The 20402-nt window shown below is 63.8% G+C and carries 22 protein-coding genes; 4 read left to right on the forward strand and 18 right to left on the reverse strand.

The genetic code is table 11. From position 1 onward, the window contains the following. Positions 1 to 47: 47 nt before the first annotated feature. Together RFN28_RS05715 and RFN28_RS05720 are read right to left on the reverse strand one after the other, a co-directional pair. Entirely contained in the window at positions 48 to 629 is a 582-nt protein-coding gene (locus tag RFN28_RS05715; RefSeq protein WP_320286407.1) for a GDYXXLXY domain-containing protein, read from the reverse strand. Then, positions 626 to 1741 carry a DUF2157 domain-containing protein gene (locus RFN28_RS05720; RefSeq protein ID WP_320286408.1) on the reverse strand — a complete coding sequence of 372 codons (1116 nt, stop codon included), beginning with the start codon at positions 1739 to 1741 and terminating at the stop codon, positions 626 to 628. The genes RFN28_RS05715 and RFN28_RS05720 overlap by 4 nt, the downstream gene beginning before the upstream one ends. A 234-nt stretch (positions 1742 to 1975) precedes the next feature. Here RFN28_RS05720 and RFN28_RS05725 point away from each other — a divergent pair, with 234 nt between their 5' ends. The 3 genes from RFN28_RS05725 to trmFO all read left to right on the forward strand — a co-directional run bounded on the left by RFN28_RS05725 (position 1976) and on the right by trmFO (position 4078). Continuing rightward, entirely contained in the window at positions 1976 to 2116 is a 141-nt protein-coding gene (locus tag RFN28_RS05725; RefSeq protein WP_071031999.1) for a DUF1127 domain-containing protein, read from the forward strand. A gap of 49 nt (positions 2117 to 2165) precedes the next feature. Continuing rightward, positions 2166 to 2306, forward strand: a complete 141-nt coding sequence (locus RFN28_RS05730; protein ID WP_071096637.1) for a DUF1127 domain-containing protein — start codon at positions 2166 to 2168, stop codon at positions 2304 to 2306. 362 nt (positions 2307 to 2668) lie between these two features. Then, on the forward strand, positions 2669 to 4078 hold the full coding sequence (gene trmFO, locus RFN28_RS05735; RefSeq protein ID WP_320286409.1) for a methylenetetrahydrofolate--tRNA-(uracil(54)-C(5))-methyltransferase (FADH(2)-oxidizing) TrmFO: 1410 nt from the start codon (positions 2669 to 2671) through the stop codon (positions 4076 to 4078). On the opposite strand, the gene RFN28_RS05740 is transcribed toward trmFO, so the two are convergent. From RFN28_RS05740 to yajC, 6 genes are all read right to left on the reverse strand, one after another. Beyond that, entirely contained in the window at positions 4079 to 5029 is a 951-nt protein-coding gene (locus RFN28_RS05740) for a sterol desaturase family protein (RefSeq protein WP_320286410.1), read from the reverse strand. It lies immediately after the preceding gene. After that, entirely contained in the window at positions 5029 to 5454 is a 426-nt protein-coding gene (locus RFN28_RS05745) for a hypothetical protein (RefSeq protein WP_320286411.1), read from the reverse strand. The genes RFN28_RS05740 and RFN28_RS05745 overlap by 1 nt, the downstream gene beginning before the upstream one ends. A gap of 82 nt (positions 5455 to 5536) precedes the next feature. Further along, a complete protein-coding gene (locus RFN28_RS05750) occupies positions 5537 to 6382 on the reverse strand; it encodes a phytoene/squalene synthase family protein (protein ID WP_320286412.1) in 846 nt (281 codons plus the stop codon). Further along, a complete protein-coding gene (locus RFN28_RS05755; RefSeq protein ID WP_320286413.1) occupies positions 6383 to 6772 on the reverse strand; it encodes an Mth938-like domain-containing protein in 390 nt (129 codons plus the stop codon). It lies immediately after the preceding gene. A 127-nt stretch (positions 6773 to 6899) separates the two neighbouring features. After that, on the reverse strand, positions 6900 to 9449 hold the full coding sequence (secDF, locus tag RFN28_RS05760; protein ID WP_320286414.1) for a protein translocase subunit SecDF: 2550 nt from the start codon (positions 9447 to 9449) through the stop codon (positions 6900 to 6902). Between the two features lie 54 nt (positions 9450 to 9503). Further along, a complete protein-coding gene (yajC, locus tag RFN28_RS05765) occupies positions 9504 to 9842 on the reverse strand; it encodes a preprotein translocase subunit YajC (RefSeq protein WP_067000009.1) in 339 nt (112 codons plus the stop codon). 267 nt (positions 9843 to 10109) lie between these two features. Here yajC and RFN28_RS05770 point away from each other — a divergent pair, with 267 nt between their 5' ends. Then, a complete protein-coding gene (locus tag RFN28_RS05770; protein ID WP_320286415.1) occupies positions 10110 to 10982 on the forward strand; it encodes an ATP-binding protein in 873 nt (290 codons plus the stop codon). 100 nt (positions 10983 to 11082) lie between these two features. Here the strand turns inward: RFN28_RS05770 and RFN28_RS05775 are convergent, their stop codons facing one another. The 10 genes from RFN28_RS05775 to nagZ form a co-directional block, all read right to left on the reverse strand. After that, positions 11083 to 12618: a peptidoglycan DD-metalloendopeptidase family protein gene (locus RFN28_RS05775; RefSeq protein ID WP_320286416.1), complete on the reverse strand. Its 1536-nt coding sequence runs from the start codon at positions 12616 to 12618 to the stop codon at positions 11083 to 11085. Positions 12619 to 12758: 140 nt separating this feature from the next. Beyond that, positions 12759 to 13406 (reverse strand): protein-L-isoaspartate(D-aspartate) O-methyltransferase, encoded by a 648-nt coding sequence (locus RFN28_RS05780; RefSeq protein ID WP_320286417.1) that lies wholly within the window; start codon positions 13404 to 13406, stop codon positions 12759 to 12761. Continuing rightward, positions 13403 to 14161, reverse strand: coding sequence for a 5'/3'-nucleotidase SurE (gene surE, locus RFN28_RS05785; RefSeq protein WP_320286418.1), 759 nt, complete (start codon positions 14159 to 14161; stop codon positions 13403 to 13405). The genes RFN28_RS05780 and surE overlap by 4 nt, the downstream gene beginning before the upstream one ends. A 4-nt stretch (positions 14162 to 14165) precedes the next feature. After that, entirely contained in the window at positions 14166 to 15470 is a 1305-nt protein-coding gene (serS, locus tag RFN28_RS05790) for a serine--tRNA ligase (RefSeq protein ID WP_320286419.1), read from the reverse strand. Between the two features lie 98 nt (positions 15471 to 15568). Beyond that, complete coding sequence (gene tatC / locus RFN28_RS05795; RefSeq protein WP_320286420.1) at positions 15569 to 16444, reverse strand: twin-arginine translocase subunit TatC; 876 nt, start codon at positions 16442 to 16444, stop codon at positions 15569 to 15571. Continuing rightward, entirely contained in the window at positions 16441 to 17160 is a 720-nt protein-coding gene (tatB, locus tag RFN28_RS05800) for a Sec-independent protein translocase protein TatB (RefSeq protein WP_320286421.1), read from the reverse strand. The genes tatC and tatB overlap by 4 nt, the downstream gene beginning before the upstream one ends. 83 nt (positions 17161 to 17243) lie before the next feature. Continuing rightward, a complete protein-coding gene (locus RFN28_RS05805; RefSeq protein WP_320286422.1) occupies positions 17244 to 17462 on the reverse strand; it encodes a twin-arginine translocase TatA/TatE family subunit in 219 nt (72 codons plus the stop codon). Between the two features lie 180 nt (positions 17463 to 17642). Beyond that, positions 17643 to 18398, reverse strand: a complete 756-nt coding sequence (scpB, locus tag RFN28_RS05810) for an SMC-Scp complex subunit ScpB (RefSeq protein WP_320286423.1) — start codon at positions 18396 to 18398, stop codon at positions 17643 to 17645. Beyond that, positions 18395 to 19195 (reverse strand): segregation and condensation protein A, encoded by an 801-nt coding sequence (locus RFN28_RS05815; protein WP_320286589.1) that lies wholly within the window; start codon positions 19193 to 19195, stop codon positions 18395 to 18397. Before RFN28_RS05815 ends, scpB begins: the two co-directional genes overlap by 4 nt. Before the next feature lie 63 nt (positions 19196 to 19258). Continuing rightward, positions 19259 to 20278: a beta-N-acetylhexosaminidase gene (nagZ, locus tag RFN28_RS05820; protein WP_320286424.1), complete on the reverse strand. Its 1020-nt coding sequence runs from the start codon at positions 20276 to 20278 to the stop codon at positions 19259 to 19261. Between the last annotated feature and the right edge of the window lie 124 nt (positions 20279 to 20402).

Raw genomic sequence — 20402 nt, forward strand, 5'->3', positions numbered from 1 at the left:
CATCGTCAACGCGCACTTGTTGGGCTGATGCCAAGGCCCTATGCCTCTTAGTAAAGCGGCTCCTCGAACAGCGTCGTTTCGCCATCCATCAGCGCCTTGATCTGCGCCGCGCCATTGGCCGAGAGCGCTAGCTTGATGCCGAACGGCCGCACGCGCATGTCGTTCTGTATCGCCATCCCTTCGCCTTCCGGAACATAGAAGCGGTCGATGCCGTATTCCGGCGCGATCGTCATGTCGGGCGAGCGCAGGTCCCAGCCCTCGGCGAGGTGCCCAACTATATCGGCTTCATCCGCAGTGGCCGGCGTCGGCGCCTGACCAAACCATGCCGCCGTCGGCAGCCAATAGGCATCCGCGCCTTTCTTCAACCGCACCACTATCGGGGTGTCGTCGCTTGAGAACTTGCCTGGCGGGATGTTGGCGATCAGCTTCACCGGGATCCGCGATAGGCTGTTGTTGACCGAAATATAGTCGCCACGCAGCAGATCGCGCGGATCGATGGGCTGGACCTTGAGCAGAACCTCCTTGCCGTTGCGCAGGATCGCCGCGCGCCCGGCGATGATCCAGCTGAGGAAGCCGATCTGGACAAGCGCCAGCACGAGCGCCGAGATGATCAGTCTTTTGCCGCTCATGCCGCAGCTCCTCCGGTGGCCGCCCTCATGCGTTTTTCAATGTGGATGATGAGCAGCGCCAGGATGCCGAGCAGCACGGCCGCGGCGAGGAAAAAGCCGGCCGTGTCAAGCATCGACTGCAAGGTGACGCTGTAGATGATCGCAAGTTCGAAAGCGAAGCCGGCATAGGCCAGCCAGCGCAGCCCGCGGCTCTCACGCCCCGCCAGCATGATCGCCGCGACGATGCCGGCCAACGCGACGATCGAGGCGATGGCAAAGCCGCCGTTGTAGATGCTTTGATCCGCCAGTTCGAACTGGATGATCGCCAGGCCCGTCAGGAAGCCGAGCAGCGCGTGTAACGGCAGCCGGCCGCCAAGCTGCAGGACCCTGTCGACCGGCCCTGCGGCGAAGACGCTGGCAGCGAACAGCGCCGCCGAGCCTGCGACCACCGGGATGGCGACCCGCAGCGTGTTGTGGTCGAGGGCTAGAAGAACAAGATAGAAGATCAGCGACAGGATGATGAAGTGGCGCGCCGGCCGGCTGCGCGTCCAGAACGAGATGGCGAACAGAACGATCGCCATGGCGACGAAGAAATGCGGAAACCCCGCATGCCAGTAGTAACCGAACCCTTTCATGAATAACCAGCCGTCGGCGATACCGACCGCCGCCACGGTGAGCGGGCTGGAGCGCAGCGCGACCGCCGCCAGCGCCGTGCCGGCGCCCCAGGTCACCAGCGCCGAAGCCTCGTCGCCCGACAGGTGGTACATCTGGCCGATCAGCGCGATCGATCCGCCGAAACTCGCTGCGGCGACGATCCATAGCGCCTCGCCGATCGCGGCGTGATCGCGCGCCTTCAGAACGGCGCCGCCGACATAGCCGCCGAGGATGACGGCAAACAGCGCCGCCACGCGCGCCAGCCGTGGAATTGCTTCCCAGTTGGCGGCGACGAAGATCAGGATCGCGGCTCCGAACAGAAGCGCGGCCATCATCGCCAGGATCGAGCCGAAGCTCAGCGATGCTCGTTCGTTCGCGGCCACATCGCGCGTCAATGCTTGGGCGGTCGGCGCATCGATCAGGCCCGCATCCCGCCAGCGGACGATATCCGCCCTCACCTTCGCCGCATAGCCCGCCATGCGTTTCCCCCGAGCTTGGTCATTTTTTCAGCCGCAAGGCCCAAACTATTGACGCAGCGGCATTTTCCGATTCGGTCTTCTTTGTGTCGCAAGCGCCAATGGCCGTTAATGTTGCATTGCACAATTTGCATTGCTGCCATGCGCCAATGGCACTTTTAAACCGATATGATCCCACCTATTTTCTGTTCGTACACAAACGGAATGATCCGAACTAAAGACGAAACGAGCACTACCATGAACTTGATCCGCAACTACCGCAACTGGCGCCGCTACCGGGAAACCGTTTCCGAGCTGAGCCGCCTGTCAAACCGTGAACTGACCGACCTCGGCATCAGCCGCAGCGACATCCACTACGTCGCCCGCAAGGCGGTCTAATCCGCTTCGGACCGCGAATGGTCCGAACCAGTTTTGAAAGAGTAAGACAATGAACCTGATCCGCAGCTACCGTAACTGGCGCGTTTATCGCGAGACGGTTTCCGAGCTGGGTCGGCTTTCGAACCGTCAGCTCCATGATCTCGGCATCGTTCGCGACGAGATCAAGATGATCGCCCGCAAGGCGGTTTGATAAGGAATTTCGCCAGGGTCGACCTCCTCCCCGACCCTGACGGATACGGTCAGCCTTTACCTCCTCCCGAAGGTTGATCACCGAAACGGCGCCCGCCGGACCTCCTCCCCCGGCGGGCGTTGTTCTCAAGAAAGGTTTCGCCCCTTTTCAAATGGCGAAAGGAATTTCGTCAAAGCCGACCTCCTCCCCGGCGATGACGAATAGGGTCGATCTTCACCTCCTCCCGGAGATCGACCAACAAAACGACACCCGCCGGACCTCCTCCCCCGGCGGGTGTTGTTGTTTTTGGCGGCAGGCTTCCCACATCGGCTCATGGAAGCCGGCAATTGCATTCGCCGCGCCGAGCGATTATTTCGGCGCTCATGAGCAAAAATCTCGTTCACGTCATCGGCGGCGGCCTCGCCGGCTCCGAGGCCGCATGGCAGATCGCTGAGGCAGGCGTCCCGGTCGTCCTGCATGAAATGCGCCCTGTGCGCGGTACCGACGCGCACAAGACCGAGGGGCTCGCCGAGCTCGTCTGCTCCAATTCCTTCCGCTCGGATGATGCCGAGACCAACGCCGTCGGCCTGCTGCACGCCGAAATGCGGCTCGCAGGCTCGCTGATCATGAGCGCCGGCGATGCGCACCAGGTCCCCGCCGGCGGCGCGCTGGCTGTCGACCGCGACGGCTTTTCCGAGGCGGTCACCGCGAAGATCAAGGCGCATCCGCTGATCACCATCCAGCGCGAGGAAGTGCCTGGATTGCCGCCGGCGGATTGGGACCAGGCGATCATCGCCACTGGTCCGCTGACCGCGCCGTCGCTGGCGCAGTCGATCGCCGAGGTGACCGGCGCCGATGCCCTCGCCTTCTTCGACGCCATCGCGCCGATCGTGCATTTCGAGACGATCGACATGAATGTCTGCTGGTATCAGTCGCGCTACGACAAGGTCGGCCCCGGCGGCACCGGCAAGGACTACATCAACTGCCCGATGGACAAGGAGCAGTATCTGGCCTTCGTGGCGGCACTGCTGGAAGGCCAAAAAACCGAGTTCAAGCAGTGGGAAGGCACGCCCTATTTCGATGGCTGCCTGCCGATCGAAGTGATGGCCGAGCGCGGCGTCGAGACGCTGCGCTACGGGCCGATGAAGCCAATGGGCCTGACCAACGTCCACGATCCGTCGGTCAAGGCCTATGCGGTGGTGCAGCTTCGCCAGGACAATGCGCTGGGCACGCTCTACAACATGGTCGGCTTCCAGACCAAGCTGAAGCATGCCGAGCAGGTGCGCATCTTCCGGACCATCCCCGGGCTCGAAAACGCCGAGTTCGCCCGTCTCGGCGGCCTGCACCGCAACACCTACATCAATTCGCCGACGCTGCTCGATCCCTCGCTGCAGCTGAAGTCGCGGCCGGGCCTGCGCTTTGCCGGCCAGATCACCGGCTGCGAAGGCTATGTCGAGAGCGCCGCGATCGGCCTGCTCGCCGGCCGTTTCGCCGCCGCCGAACGCCTCGGCCGAGAGGCTTCGCTGCCACCGCCGACCACCGCCTTCGGCGCGCTCCTCAATCACATCACCGGCGGCCATATCGTCTCCGACGACGAGCCCGGTAAGCGATCCTTTCAGCCGATGAATGTCAATTTCGGCCTGTTTCCGCCGGTCGAGGCGCCGAAGGTCGAAGGCAAGCGGCTGCGCGGCAAGGAGAAGACCGTCGCCAAGCGCCGCGCAATCACGGCCCGCGCGCTGGCCGATTGCCGCATATGGTTGGGCCTGCCTGCGCAGGCGCAGGCGGCGGAATAGCTACTCCGCCGGCTCCGCACCCGCCGCCGGCAACCCGGGCTTCCCCGCCTCACCCGGATTTCTCCGCACATACGCAGCCTTCAGCATCTCCGACGTGTCGCGCGAGCCGTCATGGCTCCAGCCGGGCGGCTGGATGAGATAGTTGAGGCGCTGGCCGAGCGTCAGCCCCGGCATAGCCGCGTCCTTGAACATGCCGATCCATTCGTGGAAGGCCACCTTCAGTGGATTGAAGGTGCCGATGTTCTTGACGATGCCGTAGCGCGGCCGGTCTGCCTCCAATTCCTGGACGAAAGTGCCGAACATGCGGTCCCAGACGATCAGCGTGCCGGCGAAATTGGCGTCGAGATAGCGCGGATTGGTGGCGTGGTGCACTCGGTGGTGCGAGGGCGTGTTGAAGATGAACTCGAACCAGCCCCACATCTTGCCGATCGTTTCGGTGTGGATCCAGAACTGCCAGACCAGGTTGAAGCCGAAGACGAAGGCGATGACAGCCGGATGGAAGCCGAGCAGCACCAGCGGCGCCTGCAGGATGAAGGTGAAGGTGAAAAGCCCCGTCCAGCTTTGCCTGAGCGCCGTCGAAAGATTGTAGTGCTGGCTGGAATGGTGGTTGACGTGCTCGGCCCAAACCCAGCGCACACGATGCGCGATGCGGTGATAGACATAGTAGCGCAGGTCATCGAGCAGGAAGGCGGTAACAAACACCCAGATGGACAGGCCGAGATTGAAGAAGCGGAATTGCCAGAGCCACAGCAGCGCCCAGTAGGACACGACGCCGAGCAGCAGCCCGGCAACGACATTGCCGGTTCCCATCATCAGGTTGGTCAGCGTGTCGCGCGTCTCGAACGATCCCTTGGCGCGGCCGGTGCGCACCAGCCAGAGCTCGATCAGGATCGCGGCGACGAAGAACGGGATCGCAAGCTGGGTGACCTGAGGGAAATTGTAATCGTCCATCACGCCGCCTTTCGGATCTGATCGTGGCCTTGCAGCGCCGCCGCCACCATCAGCGCGTCGGCCTCGCCGGCGAAGGCAAATCGCCCGCCTTTCCAGGTGAAGTCGTTCAGCCGCAGCAACACCACATTCCCTTCCCTCGCGAGCGCCAGGACATCCTGCGGGGTGGCGATGCGCGTCAAAAAACAGTCGCCGATGCTCTGGACGATGCCGCAGCGTTGCAGGCCGAGGTCGAGAAACGCGGCGTGCCTGTCCGCGGTCAGCCTGACCGTGCCAGGTTTCTCGTCCGGAAAATCCTCGGCGAAGCGCGCGATTGCCTGATCCGCAGTGGCAAGCGTGGCGGTTATTGTGCCGCCGGTGAAGTGCACGGCCGCGACCGACAACGCGATGCCGACCACCACGAGGACGACAAGGACAGGCAGGCTCATGTGAAGGCGTCTCCCCCGGCGGCTCGCTCTTCTTCAGCGGCGAGTCCAGCCGGCAGAACACCTAGCACGATTGACGTTTACGTCAAAGGGGTGCCCAGCCGCGCATGGCATGACGCAAGAGCAGCCAGTGCCGGCGCAACGTCGAGAGCGTCGCGGTGCCCTTCAGTGCCGACTGCGCCCCCTCCATTTTGTCGAGATAGGCGCGTGTCAGCGCGAGCGGCAGGAAGGCGGGGCGCAGTGGCACGGGAAGAGCCGGCGCGCCCTTCTCGAAAGCGCTAAGATGCTCCCGCGCCAGCGCGATCATCGCCGCCACTGCTCGCTCCGCGGCAGCATCGCCCTTGCTTTGCACGAACTCTTCCGGCGAGGAGCCCGCGGCCGCCAGTATGTCGGAGGGGACGAAGCACTGTCCGCGCCGACGGTGCAGCGGCAACAAAAGCAGCAGGCCGGTGATCGCCTGCGCGCAGCCCGCCCGGCCCGCCAGTTCGGCAAAGCGTGGCGCTGCGGACGGATCGAGCACCATCGCCGCGAGCTGGATGAGTGCCGCTGCCGTCTCGCCGCAATAGCCTTCGAGGTCGGTCCGCGACGGCATCGGATCGTCATAGAGATCGAAGACGCGCGCTTCGAGCATGTTCTCGAAAGCGGCCTTTGGCAGGTGATTGGCGGCAATCGTCGCCCTCAACGCATCGGCGGTCGGATGACCTGTTTCCGCCTCGCCTTCGGCCGCGATCACATCGCGCCACCATTGCAGCCTGACCTCGCCCGGCAGCGGCTCATGGATACGGTCGCGCACGCTGGCGACCTCGACGTTGAAGGCATAGAGCGCAAGCAGCGCATCGCGCTTGCCGGCGGGCGCATAGAGCGCCGAGAGATAGCGGTCAGGATCGGCGGCGCGCACCGCGTCCATGACGATGGTTGAGGTGCCGGTCATTCAATCGACGGCGATCAGCGCTGCGGCCACGGCGCGGTCCTCGGCCAGAAGCACATTGTAGGTGCGCACGGCCGCGCCCGTCGACATCGGGTCGGCCGATATGCCGGCCTCCTTGAACGCCGTTCGCAACGCCGCCGACAGTGGCCGCAGATCCTTGCCGGTGCCGACCAGCAGGATCTCTATTCTGTCGGCCACGGCGAAAAGCTTGTCGAAATCCGCCATCTTCAACGCCAGCGGATCGGCCGGCTCCCAGCCATGGATGCCGGATGGCAGGCAGAGCAGCGATCCGCGATGCGACATGTCGGCAAAGCGGAAGCCGCCATTGCCATAAGCCTCGATCGGCGCCTTGCCCGGGAAGTGCGCCTCGCGGATGATGATGCCTTTGGCCATGGGTCTAGAGCATGATGCCGAAAAGTGTGGAGCGGTTTTCGGACGACATCATGCTCTATCTCTTTGATTGAGAGCCGGATTCAGATTTCAGGTCGACTCGACCTGAAATCATCCGGCTCTGGCGGCGTCAAGTCGCCACGGCCTTGCCGTTCGCCGGCTTCGTCTCTTCGCCGGTCGTGGCTTGCGGCCTGAGCTTGAAGAGGATCAGCAACGGCGCGGCGATGAAGATCGACGAATAGGTGCCGAACACCACGCCAAACAACATCGCCAGCGTGAAGGAGCGGATCACCTCGCCGCCGAACAGCACCAGCGCCAGCAGCGCCAGCGATGTCGTGACCGACGTCAGCGTGGTTCTGGACAGCGTCTCGTTGATGGCGTTGTTCAAGAGTTGCGGCAGCGGCATCTTCTTGTATCGCCTGAGATCCTCGCGAACGCGGTCATAGACGACGATCGTGTCGTTCAGCGAATAGCCGATGATCGTCAGGATCGCCGCCAGCGACGACTGGTTGAACTCCAGCCCCGAGATGACGAAGAAGCCGATCGTCATCACCACGTCGTGGACGGTCGCCACGATGGCCCCGACCGCGAACTGCCATTCGAAGCGGAACCAGACATAGAGCAGGATGCCGACCAGCGCGATGAGCATCGCGATCGTGCCTTGCTTGGCCAGCTCGCCGGAAACCGTCGGTCCCACCACTTCAACACGGCGGAAGTTATATTGATCCTGCAGTTCTCCCCTCACCTTGTCGATGACGGTCTGTTCGGCATTCTCGCCGGCACCCTGCGTTCCGACGCGGATCAGCACGTCATTCGGCGCGCCGAACTGCTGCACCTGGATTTCGCCGATGTTGAGTTCCGACAATCTGGTGCGGATGTCGCCAAGATCGGCATCGCCCTGCTTGGACTGCACCTCGATCAGCGAACCGCCCTTGAAGTCGATGCCGTAATTGATGCCAAGGGTCAGGAATCCGACAACCGAAATGATGGACAACGTGCTTGAAAGCGCGAAGGTCCAGCGGCGGATACCCATGAACGGGATCTTGGTTCCCGGCGGGATGAAGGTGACCGGCGCGCGCGGCAGTTCCTTCGGACGGGCGCGGCGCAGCCAGATCGACACCAGCATCCGGGTGAAGGTGAAGGCGGTGAAGACCGTCGTCAGGATGCCGATGGCATAGGTGATGGCGAAGCCCTTGACCGGACCGGTGCCCAGCCAGAACAGCACCACTGTCGCGATCAGCGATGTGACGTTGGAGTCGACGATCGTCGCCAGCGCCTTGGAGAAACCGGTGTCGATCGCCTGGATGACGGAGCGGCCGTTTCGTCGCTCTTCGCGAATACGCTCGTAGATCAGAACGTTGGAGTCCACCGCCATGCCGATGGTGAGCACGATACCCGCGATACCCGGCAGGGTGAGCGTGGCGCCGAGCAGCGACAGTGCCGCCACGATCATGGCCACGTGCACGGCAAGCGCGATATTGGCAAGGAAGCCGAGGAAACCGTAAGCGACGAACATGAAGGCGACGACGAGGATCGAGCCGATCATGCCCGCGACCTTACCGGCATGGATGGAGTCCTGGCCGAGCCCCGGACCGACAGTGCGCTCCTCGATGATCGTCAGTTTTGCCGGCAAGGCGCCGGCGCGCAGCAGCACGGCAAGATCGTTGGCGCTCTCGGCCGTGAAGTTGCCCGAGATCTGCCCCGACCCGCCAAGGATAGGTTCACGGATCACGGGCGCTGAGATGACTTGATTGTCGAGCACGATCGCGAAAGGTTTGCCGACATTCTGCTGGGTCGCCTGGCCGAACCGGGTGGCGCCTCGCGAATTGAATGTAAATGAAACGACCGGCTCATTGGTCTGCGAATTGTAGGTGGGCGTGGCCTGCGACAGGTCCTCGCCTGAAACAATCACGCGGTTCTCGACCAGATAGGGTACCGGCGGATCGTCCTGCGAATAGAGGATAGAATCGCCTGCCGGCGGGCGCCCCTTCATCGCGTCCTGCACCGGCATCGACGTGTCGACCATCTGGAACGTCAGCTTGGCGGTCTGGCCGATAATGTCCTTGAGCCGCTGCGGATTCTGAAGGCCAGGCACCTGAACAAGGATGCGATCGTCGCCCTGTCGCTGCACGATCGGCTCGGTGGTGCCAAGCGCGTTGACGCGTCGTTCGACGACTTCGATCGCCTGCGACAAAGCCGTCGATGTCCGGTATTTGAGGCCGGCATCCGTGACGGTGAATTTCAGCAGCCCCGGCTCTGAATCGTCCAGCGTCATCGACTGGACAGAGCCGCCGGCGAATAGACTGGCGTTCACCGGGTTTGTGATGGGTTTCAGCGCGGCCTTGGCCGCGTCGACCTGGCTCTGATCGTTGATGCGTACCTGAACGGTGCGACCGGTGCCGGAAAGGCCGGTATAATTGATCTTGGCGTCTCGCAGCAGCGTCCTGATCTCGTCGCGCGTCGTCTCCATCTGATCTTTGATCAGATCGTTCTGATCCATCTGGAGCAGGATGTGCGAGCCGCCCTGCAGGTCGAGGCCGAGCGTCATCTGCCGTTTCGGCACCCAGCTCGGCAGTTGCGCCAGCATGCTTGCCGGGAACAGGTTGGGCGCGGCGAGGATCACGGTGGCGGCCACGGCCAGCCAGATCAGGATCATCTTCAGGCGCGAGAAATAGAGCATTCGTTCTTATCCGTTCAGGCGTACAAGCGGCAGCGTTCCGCCACGAGGTGAGAATTACTTCTTGGCGTTCTGGTTCGCCACCGGCTCGCCCTTGACGCGCACGTCAGAGATCGTAGAGCGCAATGCCGTGACCTTGGTTCCGCCGCCAAGGTCGATCTCCAGCTCATTGTCGTCGATCACCTTGGTCACCTTGCCGACGAAGCCGCCGCCGGTCACCACCGTGTCGCCACGGCGCACCGCAGCCAGCATTTCCTGGCGCTTCTTCAGCTGCGTGCGCTGCGGCCTGATGATCAGAAAATACATGATCACGAAAATGAGGACAAACGGCAAAATGCTGATGAACATATCGGGAGAGGTGCCGACGCCTTGGGCGTATGCCGGTGTGACGAACATCAAGAAACTCCTGGATGGTGAAATACCGCCGCGGCGGCCCCGCGAAAATTTGGGCGGAATATAGTCGGTAAAGTTGCCAATGCAACTGCGCGCCCCGGCGAATCCGTTGCTTTTCCAGCCGTTTGGCGCGTGCTAGAGCGTCGCAGCCGGAAGCGGCTCGAAGCCCTGCGAAAGACCATGCTCCAACAAAAGCTTGGGGCTGGTTCTTGCAGCGCCGCGACGAAGCTTTATTCGCATGCTGAAATGCCAGAACAAAAAAGACCTGAAATGACCGACAGCCTCGATGCCCTGAATAACAAGCTCGACCGCCTGATCGAGGCGGTCTCCCGCCTTGCCCCGCCGCCCGTGCCGGAGACGGACCTCGGCGTGGCCGACTGCTTCGTCTGGCAGGCCGACCCCGGCTATCTGGAGCCGGTGCGCAAGGTCAACCGCGTCGATATCGGCCTGATCCGCGGCGTCGACCGGGTCCGCGATATCCTGCTCGACAACACCGAGCGCTTTGCGTCCGGCTTTGCCGCCAACAATGTACTTCTCTGGGGCGCGCGCGGCATGGGCAAGTCGTCGCTGGTCAAGGCCGTGCACGCCAAGGTCAATGTCTCGGACAAGCTCGACCGGCCGCTGAAGCTGATCGAGATCCATCGCGAGGACATCGACACGCTTCCCAAGCTGATGGGCTTGCTGAAGGCCGCGCCCTACCGCTTCATCCTGTTTTGCGACGACCTCTCCTTCGACCATGACGACACCTCCTACAAGTCGCTGAAGGCGGCGCTCGAAGGCGGCGTCGAGGGCCGTCCGGCCAATGTCATCTTCTACGCCACGTCGAACCGGCGGCATCTGTTGCCGCGCGACATGATCGACAATGAGCGCTCGACCGCCATCAATCCGTCGGAAGCTGTGGAGGAGAAGGTCTCGCTGTCCGATCGGTTCGGCCTGTGGCTCGGCTTCCACAAATGCTCGCAGGACGAATATCTCGACATGATCGACGGTTATGTCCGCTATCACGGCCTTACCATCGACCCTGAAACATTGCGCGCGGAAGCGCTGGAATGGGCAACGACCCGCGGCAGTCGCTCCGGCCGCGTCGCCTGGCAGTTCACCCAGGACCTTGCCGGCCGCCTCGGCAAGCCGCTCAAGGACTGACGATCTTTTCTCGACCGAACTGAAAAAGCCCACCCCTGGCGGGGCGGGCTGAAGCCGGCGGGCCGGACTGGAGGTCAGGCGGCCCGCAATTGTTCTTATTCTATTCGAGATAGCCGGCCGGATCGACCGGAGCCGAATTCTTGCGCACCTCGAAGTGCAGCTTCGGTGCGTCCGTTGTGCCGCTCATGCCGGACAGCGCGATTTCCTGGCCACGCTTGACCTTCTGGCCGCGCTGCACCTCGATCGAGCTGGCGTGGCCGTAGACGGTGACCAGCCCGTTCTCGTGGCGCACCAGCACGGTGTTGCCGAACTCCTTGAGGCCGTCGCCGGCATAGATGACGACGCCATTCTCGGCCGCCTTGATCGGCGTGCCTTCCGGCACCGCGATGTCGACACCATCCTTGCCGGAGCCGAAACCGGAGATGACGCGGCCGCGTACCGGCCAGCGCATCTTGCCGATGCCCGTGGCGTCCGGCGCCACCGCATCGTCGTCTTCGGCCTGCTGGATGACCTTGGCGTCCTTCTTCGGCGGCGTGTAGGAAGCGAGGGCCTCCGAGGGCGTGGTCTTTGCCGGCGGCTGCGTGGTCGCCGTCGTCACCGGATCGACGGTCGGCTTGGCCGCGGCTGCCGGCTTGGCAGCGGCGATAGCGGCAGTGCCGCCAGCCGGGACCTTGAGCGTCTGGCCGATCTTCAAGAAGCCGTCCTTCATACCGTTGGCCTGCTTGAGCGCCGTGGCGCTGACGCCGGTTTTCCGCGCGATCGAAGACAGGGAATCACCCCGCTGGACGGTGTAGGTGCCGCCGACGCCGGCCGGCTTTGCCTCGGCCATCTGGGCGGGCTTGGCGTTCTTCGAGCCGCTGGCGGCAGCGGAAGCATCGACCTGCGCGGCCGACTTGCCGTCCTTGAGCTTCGGCTGCTGCGGTAGCACGGCAACCTTCTCCGGCGCGCCGGCAGGCTGCTTCGGCGAATTGGCGGGCTTGGTGCTGTCGGCAACCTTCGGCCCGGTCTTGCTCGAATAGGCGTAGGCAGGGATGACGATCTTCTGGCCGGTCCTCAGTCCCTTGCTGGCGTCGAGCCCGTTGACCTTGATGATCGCATCGGCCGGCACATGATATTGACGCGCGAGGCCGGAGATCGTCTCGCCTTCCCGTACCACGATCTCGGTCGCGTGCGGCGCCGCGGTCGCGTTGCGCACGGCGTCAGGCTCTGCGGTCTTGAACGGCTTCGCGGCCGGCGCGACGGTGCCGGTGGCCGTCTTGTCGAGATGCGGCGCGGCAGGAGCCGGTGCCAGTGCCGGGGCCGAGGTGGTGCGCATCGGCTTGGCGGGCGCGGCGGCCGGCGCCGAGGGCGGCGGCAGCTGCTGCGAGGTTACCGGCTCGAGGCTGGAGCGGCTCACCGACTGGGTGTGGCTGCCATCGACCGGCGCCGGCGCGACCGTGTCGCCCGGATAGGGCTGATCGACATTCTGCTTGTTGATGATGGCGCGCTGGTTGTTGGTGGACGAGGTGAAGACATCGTCGACACCGTTGAAGCGCATGGCCTGGGAGCTGCACCCGGCGGCGGCCCCGGCGATGATGAGGACGGCGCAGCCACGCGCCAGATTGCGTCCGTTTGCCTTCAAAACGTTGAATTGCATCGCACTAACCCGCACAGACCCGGTACAAACTGGCCATGATTAAAGCGCGTTAATGTTACTGGGCGGTTAACCCATTAGAATTCGTCGAAAATTTTCTTAAAACATTGGAGGAAATTTTGGCGGGGCCGTTGGGCGCTCCGCTAAATAACGACGGCGACGCTGCGCAAGATCGGCTGCAGCCTGACCATGCCGATGTCCTCGCGCTCGAAACGGCTGCCGACCTTGGTGAGCTTGGCCAGCACCTGCTCGCCCTCCTCGGGGCCGATCGGCGCGATGACGATGCCGCCGCTCGACAATTGGTCGAGCAGGAAGCGCGGCAGGCTGTCGAAGGCCGCCCAGGCGAGGATGCGGTCGAACGGTCCTTCGTTAGGCAGGCCATTGGAGCCGTCGGCCTGGCGCGCGATGACATTACCGATGCCGAGCGCCTCGAAGCGTTGCTTTGCCTGTTCGGTCAAGGTCTTGTAGCAGTCGACGGTGACGACGCGCGCGGCAAGTCGCGACATCACGGCAGCCGTGTAGCCCGACCCGGTGCCGATCTCGAGCACGCGGTTGCCAGGTTCGATGGCTAATGCCGCAATAACCGCCGCCTGCAGGTCGGCGCCCTCGATCGCCTCGCCGCATTCGATCGGCAGCATGCCTTCCGACCAGGCGATCGAATGGAACTGCGCCGACAGGAAACCGCGCCGCGGCGTCGCCTCGAAGGCGGCGATCAGCGGCTTCGGTGCCGTGCCCCTGCCCCGCAGGCGGAGCAGGAAAGCGGCAAAACCCTCGCGATCTTCGGTGTTCATGAGAGCGCCTTGGTCAGCTGGTCGCGGAGTTCATGGGCGGTGAGGTCGAGCTGCAGCGGCGTCACCGACACCAGCCGGTTGCGCAGCGCGTGGAGGTCGGTGCCCTTCTTGCCTTCGACCGGCTCGCGGCCGAAGCGCAGCCAGTAGTATGGCAGGCCGCGCCCGTCGCGGCGCTCGTCGACCCAGAGGCTGTGCACGAGCTTGCCCTGCGCGGTGACCACGGTGCCTTCGATTTCGTCGGGCGCGCAGTTCGGAAAATTGACGTTGAGCAGAACGCCTTCCGGCAGCGGCGTCGCGATCAGCTTTTCGAGCAGCGCCGGCGCCAGCGCCTCCGTCGTCTCGTATGGCACGACGCGGTCCTCGCCGACATAGGAGTAGGCCTGGCTGACCGCGATCGAGCGGATGCCCAGCAGCGCGCCCTCCATGGCGCCGGCGACGGTGCCCGAATAGGTGACGTCGTCGGCGATGTTGGCGCCGGAATTGACGCCCGAAAGGATGAGGTCCGGTGGTCCGGGCAGGATCTTCTTCGTGCCCATGATGACGCAGTCGGTCGGCGTGCCGCGCACGGCATAGTGCTTCTCGCCGACCGTCCTCAGCCTGAGCGGTTCCGAGATCGACAGCGAATGGGCATAGCCGGACTGGTCCTGCTCTGGCGCCACCACCCAGACGTCATCCGACAGCGTGCGGGCGATGCGTTCGAGCGACGCTAGCCCCTCGGCATGGATGCCGTCATCGTTGGTCAGCAGGATGCGCATGAACTCATTTCGATTCGATCTTGGCGAGACCACCCATGTAAGGCCGCAGCACTTCAGGAATGGTTACGCTGCCATCCTCATTCTGGTAGTTTTCCATGACCGCTATGAGAGCGCGGCCGACCGCGGTGCCCGAACCGTTGAGCGTGTGCACGAAGCGGTTGCCCTTGCCGTCCTTGTCCTTGTAGCGGGCATCCATGCGCCTGGCCTGGAAGTCGCCGCAGACCGAGCAGGACGAGATTTCGCGATAGGCGTTCTGTCCAGGCAGCCAGACCTCGATATCGTAGGTCTTGCGCGCGCCAAAGCCCATGTCGCCGGTGCACAGCGTCACCGTGCGGAACGGCAGGCCGAGCCGCCTCAGCACCTCCTCGGCGCATTGGGTCATGCGCTCATGCTCGGCAAGCGAGCTCTCCTGGTCGGTGATCGAGACCAGCTCGACCTTGTAGAACTGGTGCTGGCGCAGCATGCCGCGCGTGTCGCGGCCGGCCGAGCCCGCCTCCGAGCGGAAGCATGGCGTCAGCGCCGTATAGCGCAGTGGCAGCTTCTCATGCGGCGTGATCTCCTCGCGCACCAGGTTGGTGAGCGGCACTTCCGCCGTCGGGATCAGGCCCAGGCGTCCATCGCCATGAGGTGTGAAGAACAGGTCCAGCTCGAACTTCGGCAGTTGGTTGGTGCCAAAAAGCACCTCGTCGCGCACCATCAGCGGCGGCTGGATTTCCTCATAGCCATGCTCGGTCGTGTGCAGATCGATCATGAACTGGCCGATAGCCCGCTCCATACGCGCGAGTTGGCTCTTCAGCACCGTGAAGCGCGATCCCGACAGTTTTGCCGCCCGCTCGAAATCCATCATGCCGAGCGCTTCACCGATCTCGAAATGCTCCTTCACCCAGTTCGGGCGCGTCGGTACCTCGCCGACGATGCGCTTGACGACATTGTCATGCTCGTCCTTGCCGACAGGCACGTCGTCGAGCGGCACGTTGGGCAGCACCGCAAGGGCGTCGTTCAACGCCTTGTCGAGTTCGCGCTCGCGCGCCTCGCCGTTCTGGATGAACGCTTTGATATCGCTGACTTCGGCCTTGAGCTTCTCGGCAAGCGCCGAATCGCCCGATCGCATGGCATTGCCGATCTCCTTCGAGGCGGCGTTGCGGCGCTCCTGCTTGACCTGCAATTCGCTGAGATGCGCGCGCCGCGCCTCGTCCCTGGCGATCAGATCGTCGACGGTGGACTGCGCGTCGTCAGCCGACCACGAGCGCTTCACCAGCGCCTCGACAAGGGCCTTCGGGTTGTCGCGAATCCATTTGATGTCAAGCATGGTTGATCCGTCCTCAAAGTAAGGTTCGAGGGCGTAAACCGCATCCTTGATCGATGCAAGACAGACGGGGCCGCCTGCCGCGTTTTTCCGGCTTTCGCCTAGCCTGGCGCCTGCGTTGAAGAGGCGTCCGGCCTCTTCTCGGCCACGGTTTTTCCGCTCTCACGCGCCTCACGCGCCAGCCGATCGCGCTCCTGGCTGCGCTCGATCAGGCGCGAGGACCAGATGGCGACCTCGTAGAGAAGGATGGTCGGGATAGCGAGGCCGCACTGGCTCATTGGATCGGGCGGCGTCAGCACCGCGGCGACGACGAAGGAAAGGACAATCGCCCATTTGCGCTTCTCGGCCAGCGCCTGCGACGACAGCAAGCCGACGCGCGTCAGCAGGCTGGTCACCACCGGAAGCTGGAACACCAGGCCGAAGGAGAAGATCAGCGTCATGATCAGGCTGAGATATTCTGACACCTTCGGCAGCAGCGAGATCTGCACCTGGTCGTTGGTGCCGACCTGCTGCATGGCGAGGAAGAACCACATCACCATCGGGGTGAAGAAGAAATAGACCAGCGAGGCGCCCATCAGGAACAGGATGGGCGACGCGATCAGAAACGGCAGGAAGGCCTTGCGCTCGTTCTTGTAGAGGCCCGGCGCGATGAACTTGTAGATCTGCGTGGCGATGAGCGGGAAGGCGATGACCATGCCGCCGAACATCGCGAGCTTGACCTGGGTGAAGAAGAACTCCTGCGGCGCGGTGTAGATCAACTCGACCTTGTGCGGGTCGAGCCCCGCCCACTGCGTCGCCCATTTGAAGGGTATGACCAGAAGGTTGAACAGCCGCTTGGCGAAGAAGAAGCAGACGAGAAAGGCGATGAAGAAGCCGCCCAGCGACCAGATCAGGCGCCGGCGCAATTCGATGAGGTGCTCGATCAGCGGCGCCGACGATTTCTCGATCTCGTCTCTTTCTGTATCCGAAACGCTCACTTGGCGGCTCCCGCCGTCTTCTTTGTATTGGCCTTTTTCGCGACCGGCTTCGTTTTCGCCGCGGGCTTGCCCTCAGCCTTGGGCGCCGCCTTCTTGGCGGGCGCTGCGGCCTTTGCCGCCGGCGCGGACTTTGCCGAGGTTTTTGCCGCCGGAGCCTTGGCCGATGCTGCTTTCGCCACACCGCCGGCCGCCTGCGTCTTCGATGCCGCCGCCTTTCTTGCCGGCTGCGCGGGCACCGTGGCTTCCGGAGCCGGTGCGGTCACGGACGCGTCGGTCATGACCGGGAAGATCGGCGCAGCCGGAGTAGCGTCGGTCCCGTTGACGCCGGGCATTTCCGTCGCGCCGTTCTTGAGCGGCTCGGCCGCCTGCGGCGTCGATGCGGCCGGCGCCGTCGGATCGACCGCCGGTTTGGGCGTCATCATCGTATCGACGCCAGCCCGCACATCGGCCGCCGCCTGCTCGAACGGATTGAGCTGCTTGCGGACTTCGGTCATCGGATTGAGGCCGCGAAGGCTATCTATCGAACTCTTGACGTCGTCGAGTTCGGCTTCCTTCAAGGCGTCGTTGAACTGCTTCTGGAAGTCGCCCGCCATGGCGCGCAATTTGGCCGCGGTGCGGCCGAAGGTGCGCAGCATGTTGGGCAAATCCTTCGGCCCGACGACCACGATCATGACGACCGCGATCACCAGCAGTTCGCTCCAGCCGACTTCGAACATGGCAATCTATTCCAACGAGAGCATGCCGCCCAAAAACGCCAGGCGGTTTTGGGACAACGACATGCTCAAAGCAACAACCGGGCTCAGCTCTTGCTGACCTTTTCCTTGCCCGGCGAAACGGTCTCGTCGGCGCGATGCTCGACGGTACGCTTGTCGTCGACGTCGTCCTCAGCCATGCCCTTCTTGAAGCTCTTGATGCCCTTGGCCATATCGCCCATCAGTTCGGGGATCTTGCCGCGGCCGAACACCAGAAGCACGATGACCAGAACGATCAGCCAGTGCCATATCGATAGTGAACCCATAACGATCTCTCTCGAATGTTTTCCCTCGGCGATGATCTATGCGTTTTCGCTCGGGGATTCAAACACAACCGCAATGAAATTGATAAAATGGCTAGCCGATGTCACGCACTTTCGGTGTGACCGGCTTGCTACGAATCCGCGCAGCCTCTCCGCATAGGCCATTCACGCCGGGTTCTGCGGTCACTCTTCCGTGACGCGCGGGGTGAGCAATCCGAGTTCCTCAAGGTCGATATCGGTCAGCGCATCCTCGTCCTCGGCAAGCGCCTCCGGATCGGCCGGCGGCACCGGTATCGAGAAATTGGAGGGCATGCGCGTCGACAACAGCCCGGCGCCCTTTAGCTCTTCCATGCCGGGCAGGTCGCGGATTTCCTCCAGCGCGAAATGATCGAGGAAGGCATCGGTCGTGCCGTAAGTCACCGGCCGGCCGGGCGTGCGGCGCCGGCCGCGCATCCTGACCCACTCCGTCTCCAGCAGCGTGTCCAGCGTGCCTTTCGAGGTCTCGACGCCTCTGATGTCCTCGATCTCGGCACGCGTCACCGGCTGGTGGTAGGCGATGATTGCCAGCACCTCCAGCGCCGCGCGCGAGAGCTTGCGCTGCTGCACGGAGTCCCGGCTCATCAGGAAGGCCAGATCGCCGGCGGTGCGGAATGCCCAGGCATCGCCGACCCGCACCAGGTTGACGCCGCGCTTGGCATAGATTTCCTGCAGATCAGCCATCGCCGCCGCGATATTGACGCCCTCGGGCAGGCGCGCCACCAGCTGCCTTTCGCTCACCGGCTCGGCGCTGGCGAAAATGATCGCCTCGGCCATGCGCACGGATTCCGAAAGCTGCAGCCGCTCGGCGGGGTTCGCAATGGAGCCCTGTTCGGCCATCTCGTCCTCAGGCTCGTCCTCGACCTTGAACGGGATGACAGAAGCGTTGGCGCGTTCGCTCATGATACCACCTCGACTGCCTTGACCGCTTGTGCTCGCCCGCGCAGGTAGATCGGCGCGAAAACCTGATCCTGCCGCACTTCCAGCTTGCCCTCGCGCACCATTTCGAGCGTCGCGGCGAAGGAACTGGCTACCGCAGTGCGCTTCTCTTCCGGCGCCGCCAGATATTGGATCAGGAAGCTGTCCAGCGCCGTCCAGTCGCCAACCGTCCCGACCAGCCGCGCCAGCACTTCGCGTGCGTCCTTCAAGGACCAGACGGCGCGCCGGGCGATCGTCACGTTGTTGATGGCCTGCCGCTGGCGCTGCTGCGCATAGGCGGTCAAAAGATCGTAGAGCGAGGCCGAATAGGCGTTGCGCTTCTCGACGATGACCATTTCCGGCATGCCGCGGGCGAAGACATCGCGGCCGAGCCGGTTGCGGTTGACCAGCCGCGCCGCCGCGTCGCGCATCGCTTCCAGCCGCTTCAGCCGGAACTGCAGCACCGCCGCCAGTTCCTCGCCGCTCTCGCCCTCTTCGCCCGCCTGTTTCGGGATCAGAAGCTTCGACTTGAGGAAGGCGAGCCACGCCGCCATCACCAGATAGTCGGCCGCAAGCTCCAGTCTCAGCGCCCTCACCTTCTCGATGAAGGCCAGATACTGCTCGGCAAGCGCCAGGATCGAGATGCGGGCCAGATCGACCTTCTGGTTGCGGGCCAGATGCAGGAGAAGATCGAGCGGGCCTTCGAAGCCGGCCACGTCGACGACCAGCGACGGATCGCCGGTCAGGCGTGAATCGTCGTTCTCGGCCCACAGACGGTCCATCGGTGCGGCCTTGGCGGCCTTGCTGTCCAATGTCTCCGCCACTTGCCTTTCTTTCCTTTCGGTTCAGGCCACCGCTTCGAAATAGGTGGCGAATTCCGCGCGTATGGCGCTTTCGTCGGCGACGTCGCGGCTCTTTATATAGGTCAGCGCCCGCTCCGCTCTCGCCAAGGACTTGCCTTCAAGCGCCGTCGTGCGCGACGCGATGCCGGACATTTCCTCGAAAACGCCGTTGCAGTGAAGGACGAGATCGCAGCCGGCCGCAAGGATCGAGGCCGCCTTTGTCGGGAAATCCCCAGAAAGTGCCTTCATCGACGTGTCGTCGCTCATCAGCAACCCGTCGAAGCCGATCTCGCCGCGGATCACCTCGTCGACGACCTTGGCCGAGGTCGTCGCCGGATTGTCCGGGTCGATCGCGCTGTAGACGACATGCGCCGTCATCGCCATCGGCAGGTGGTTGAGCGCCTTGAACGGGGCAAAATCGTGCCGACGCAGGTCCTCGAGCGGCGTATCGACCGTCGGCAGCGCGAAATGCGTATCGGCAAAAGCGCGACCATGGCCGGGAATATGCTTCATGACCGGCAGGACGCCGCCCGACATCAGGCCCTCCGCCGAGGCCCGGCCGAGCTCGATCACGGCATTGGGCTCCATGCCATAAGCGCGCGCGCCGATCACATCGCTGGCGCCCTCGACGGGAACGTCGAGCACCGGCAGGCAGTCGGCGGTGATGCCGTGGCGCAGGAGATCGAAGGCGTGCAACCGCGCCAGGAGCCATGCGGCGCGGCGGCCCGCCTCCCGATCGTCGCGCCAAAGCGCGCCAAGCGCGCCGCCGGCCGGATAGTTCGGCGCCAGCGGCGGCCGCAGCCTCTGCACCCGGCCGCCCTCCTGGTCGATGAAGACTGGAGCCTCCGGACGCCCCACGCAGTCACGCATCGAGGCGACCAGATCGCGGATCTGCTCGGTCTCGCCGATATTGCGCGCAAACAGGATGAAGCCCCAGGGGCGTTCATCGCGATAGAAGCTGATTTCCTCTTCAGTGAGGGATTTCCCTGCGCAGCCGAGGATCATGGATTTTGATTCGGTCATGAGTGAAACCTTAGGGCTTCGGACGAGCAAAGGGAATCACCCCTGCCCGCCGGCCCCTGCAAGCCGTGAGCCGTCCACAACGAAAGCCGGCGCGGCCTTGCGGCGGCGCCGGCTCGGAGACGTT

This window comes from Mesorhizobium album (assembly GCF_033977205.1).
Classification (GTDB): Bacteria; Pseudomonadota; Alphaproteobacteria; order Rhizobiales; family Rhizobiaceae; genus Mesorhizobium; species Mesorhizobium album.